We start from the raw sequence: 3,196 nt of genomic DNA, 5'->3' as shown, positions 1-3,196 counted from the left end.
GGCGCGGCACTACAATTTGCCGTACCGCACCACGCCGGGCTCGGCCTCCAACGCCGCCGATGCGCAGGGCGCCTATGAGACGATGATGGCGCTGTGGGGCGCGGTGCTCGGCCACGGCAATCTCGTCTATCATGCGGCCGGCTGGCAGGAGGGCGGACTGACGGCTTCGTTCGAAAAGCTCATCATCGATGTCGAGATGATCCAGCACATGATGGATTCCTGCGGCCGATCGTGGTCGACGAGGCGGAACTCGCCGTCGAGGCGCTGGGCGCGGTGCCGACCGGGGGTCATTTCTTCGGCGAACCGCACACGCTTGAGCGCTACGCCACCGCCTTCTACCAGCCGATGCTCTCCAACTGGCAGAATTACGAAGCCTGGCAGGAGGCAGGCGCGCTCGACACGACGGCGCGCGCGACCAGGCTGTGGAAGAAGGCGCTGGAGGAATATGTCCAGCCGGCCATGGACCCCGCCATGCGCGAAGCGCTCGAAGCCTATATGGCGCGCCGGAAGCAAGCGATCGGGCAAGGCGAGCCGTGAGGGAACGGCTTTCCATCTTGAATCATTTCAGCCTCTCAACTCACTGAACCAACGAGAAGAACCCATGAAGTCGCATGCAAAGGTCGTGGTCATCGGCGGCGGTGTCGTCGGATGCTCGGTGCTGTTCCATCTCGCCCGCCATGGCTGGACCGATGTCGTGCTTCTGGAGCGCGACGAGCTGACTTCGGGTTCGACATGGCATGCGGCCGGCGGCATGCACACGATCAATGGCGATCCCAACATCGCCAAGCTGCAGAAATACACGATCTCGCTCTACAAAGAGATCGAGGAGCTTTCAGAACAGGCGACCGGCGTGCATCTTACCGGCGGCGTGCTTCTGGCCGCGACCGAGGCTCGAATGGATTGGCTGCGCGGCGTGGTGTCGAAGGGCCGTTATCTCGGCTTCGACCTCGAAGTAATCTCGGCCAAGGAAGCGGCGGAACTGATGCCGCTCATAGATCCCAGCCAGTTCGTCGGCGCGGTGCGCAACAAGGAGGACGGCCATCTCGACCCGTCCGGTGTCACGCACGCCTATGCCAAGGCCGCACGGAAGCTGGGGGCCGAGGTCGAGCGCTTCACCAAGGTCGAGGACATCGTGCGCCGTCCCGACGGGTTGTGGCGCGTCATCACCAACAAGGGGGATGTCATCGCCGAGCATGTTGTCAATGCCGGCGGCCTGTGGGCGCGCGAGGTCGGCCGCATGGTCGGACTGGAACTGCCGGTGCTGGCGATGGAGCATATGTACCTGATCACCGAGGACATGCCGGAGGTCGCCGACTGGAACAAGAAGACCGGCACCGAGATCATCCACGCGGTCGATTTCGACGGCGAGCTCTACCTGCGCCAGGAGCGCGGCGGCATGCTCATGGGCACCTATGAGAAGGCCAACAAGGTCTGGTCCGAATTCCAGACGCCGTGGAATTTCGGCCATGAGCTGCTGGAGCCGGACATCGACCGCATCGCGCCGTCGCTGGAAGTCGGCTTCCGCCATTTCCCCGCTTTCCAGAAGACCGGCATCAAGCAGATCATCAACGGCCCCTTTACCTTCGCCCCGGACGGCAATCCGCTGGTCGGCCCGGTGCGCGGCCTGCCGGGCTTCTGGGTCGCCTGCGGCGTGATGGCCGGCTTCAGCCAGGGCGGCGGCGTTGGCCTCGCGCTGTCCAACTGGATGATCGAGGGCGATCCGGGCGCCGACATCTGGGCCATGGACGTGGCGCGGTATGGCGACTGGGCGACGATGGCTTATACCAACGCCAAGGTGCGCGAGAATTATTCGCGGCGTTTTTCGATCCGCTTCCCGAACGAGGAGCTGCCGGCCGGGCGTCCTCTGAAGACGACGCCTCTCTACGACATGCTGGCCGCCAGGGGCGCGCAATGGGGCGTGTCCTACGGGCTCGAAGTGCCGCTCTGGTATGCGCCGGAAGGCGTCAAGGACGAGTTCTCGTGGCGGCGTTCGACCGACTTCGACCATGTCGCCAAGGAAGTCGCGGCGGTGCGCAATGGCGTCGGCCTGTCGGAGATCTCGAACTTCGCCAAATACAAGGTGACGGGCGAGGGCGCGGCTGGATGGCTCGATCGCGTATTCGCCTGCAAGCTGCCCAAGCGCGGCCGCATGACGCTGGCGCCGATGCTGAAGGACGACGGCAGACTGATCGGCGATTTCACTTTGGCCAATATCGACGACGCAGAGTGGTTCGTCGCCGGCTCAGGCATCGCCGAGCAGTATCACATGCGCTGGTTCGAGGCCCATCTGCCCAAGGATGGCTCGGTGCGGATCGAGGCGCTGGGACAGAAGCTCACCGGCCTTGCGATTGCCGGGCCGAAGGCGGGGGAGGTGCTCGCCAAGGTCACCCGCGCCGATGTTTCCAACAAGGCGTTCCCCTTCATGGCGGTGGCCAGGATGGACATCGGCATGGCGCCGTGCCTTGTCGGCCGGGTCAGCTACACAGGCGATCTCGGCTATGAGATCTGGGTGGCGCCGGAATACCAGCGCGCCTCCTACCAGGCGCTGCTCGCTGCGGGAGAGGAGTTCGGCATTGGCCCGTTCGGCTCGCGCGCGCTGAATGCGCTGAGGCTGGAGAAGAACTACGGCTCATGGGCGCGCGAGTACCGGCCGATCTACGGGCCGGTCGAGGCCGGGCTCGACCGCTTCGTCGCCTATGGCAAGGACGCCGATTTCATCGGCAAGGAAGCGGCGCTCGCCGAGCGCCGAGAGGGCGGCAAGCTTCGGCTGCGCGCCTTCATCGTTGATGCCGTCGATGCCGATGTGATCGGCGACGAAGCGATCTGGCATGACGGTGTCGTGCGCGGCTGGGTCACGTCGGGCGGCTACGCGCATAATTCGAAGAAATCGGTCGCGATGGGCTATGTGCCGAAGGAAATTGCCGACAGACCGGACGGTTTCGAGATCGAGATCCTCGGCCAGCGTCACGCGGCGCGCATCCAGGCGGCGCCGCTGTTCGACGCCAATTTCGAGCGGATGCGCGGCTAGAGCAATTCCAGGAAAAGTGCGAAGCGGTTTTCCGTCCGGAATTGCGTCAAAACAAAAAGCCTCCTGGCGCGCATCCTGCCATCAGGCTCTGGCGCTGTCGCGATTGTCCAGCGCGAAGGCGCCCGAACCGGCAAAGAACAGGTAGAGGAAGACGAAGCAGAACAGGAT

At 64.3% G+C, this 3,196-nt stretch carries 1 protein-coding gene and 2 pseudogenes; 2 read left to right on the top strand and 1 reads right to left on the bottom strand.

What is annotated here, in order from left to right; translation table 11 throughout:
- Together EOA28_RS41195 and EOA28_RS30190 are read left to right on the top strand one after the other, a co-directional pair.
- Window positions 1-537: pseudogene (locus tag EOA28_RS41195) on the top strand (trimethylamine methyltransferase family protein); the annotation flags it as partial.
- A gap of 64 nt (window positions 538-601) precedes the next feature.
- Window positions 602-3,028, top strand: a complete 2,427-nt coding sequence (locus EOA28_RS30190; protein ID WP_127252181.1) for an FAD-dependent oxidoreductase — start codon at window positions 602-604, stop codon at window positions 3,026-3,028.
- Window positions 3,029-3,109: 81 nt separating this feature from the next.
- Here EOA28_RS30190 and EOA28_RS30185 read toward each other — a convergent pair.
- Window positions 3,110-3,196, bottom strand: a pseudogene (locus EOA28_RS30185) (DoxX family protein); the annotation flags it as partial.

Origin of the sequence: Mesorhizobium sp. M2A.F.Ca.ET.067.02.1.1, assembly GCF_004023285.1 — a bacterium.
In the GTDB taxonomy this organism is placed as follows: domain Bacteria; phylum Pseudomonadota; class Alphaproteobacteria; order Rhizobiales; family Rhizobiaceae; genus Mesorhizobium.
This window is presented reverse-complemented; position numbering and strand designations above follow the sequence as displayed.

Coding starts and splice junctions, on each gene's coding strand:
- EOA28_RS30190 (WP_127252181.1), top strand. CDS start 602: ATGAAGTCGCATGCAAAGGTCGTGGTCATCGGCGGCGGTGTCGTCGGA.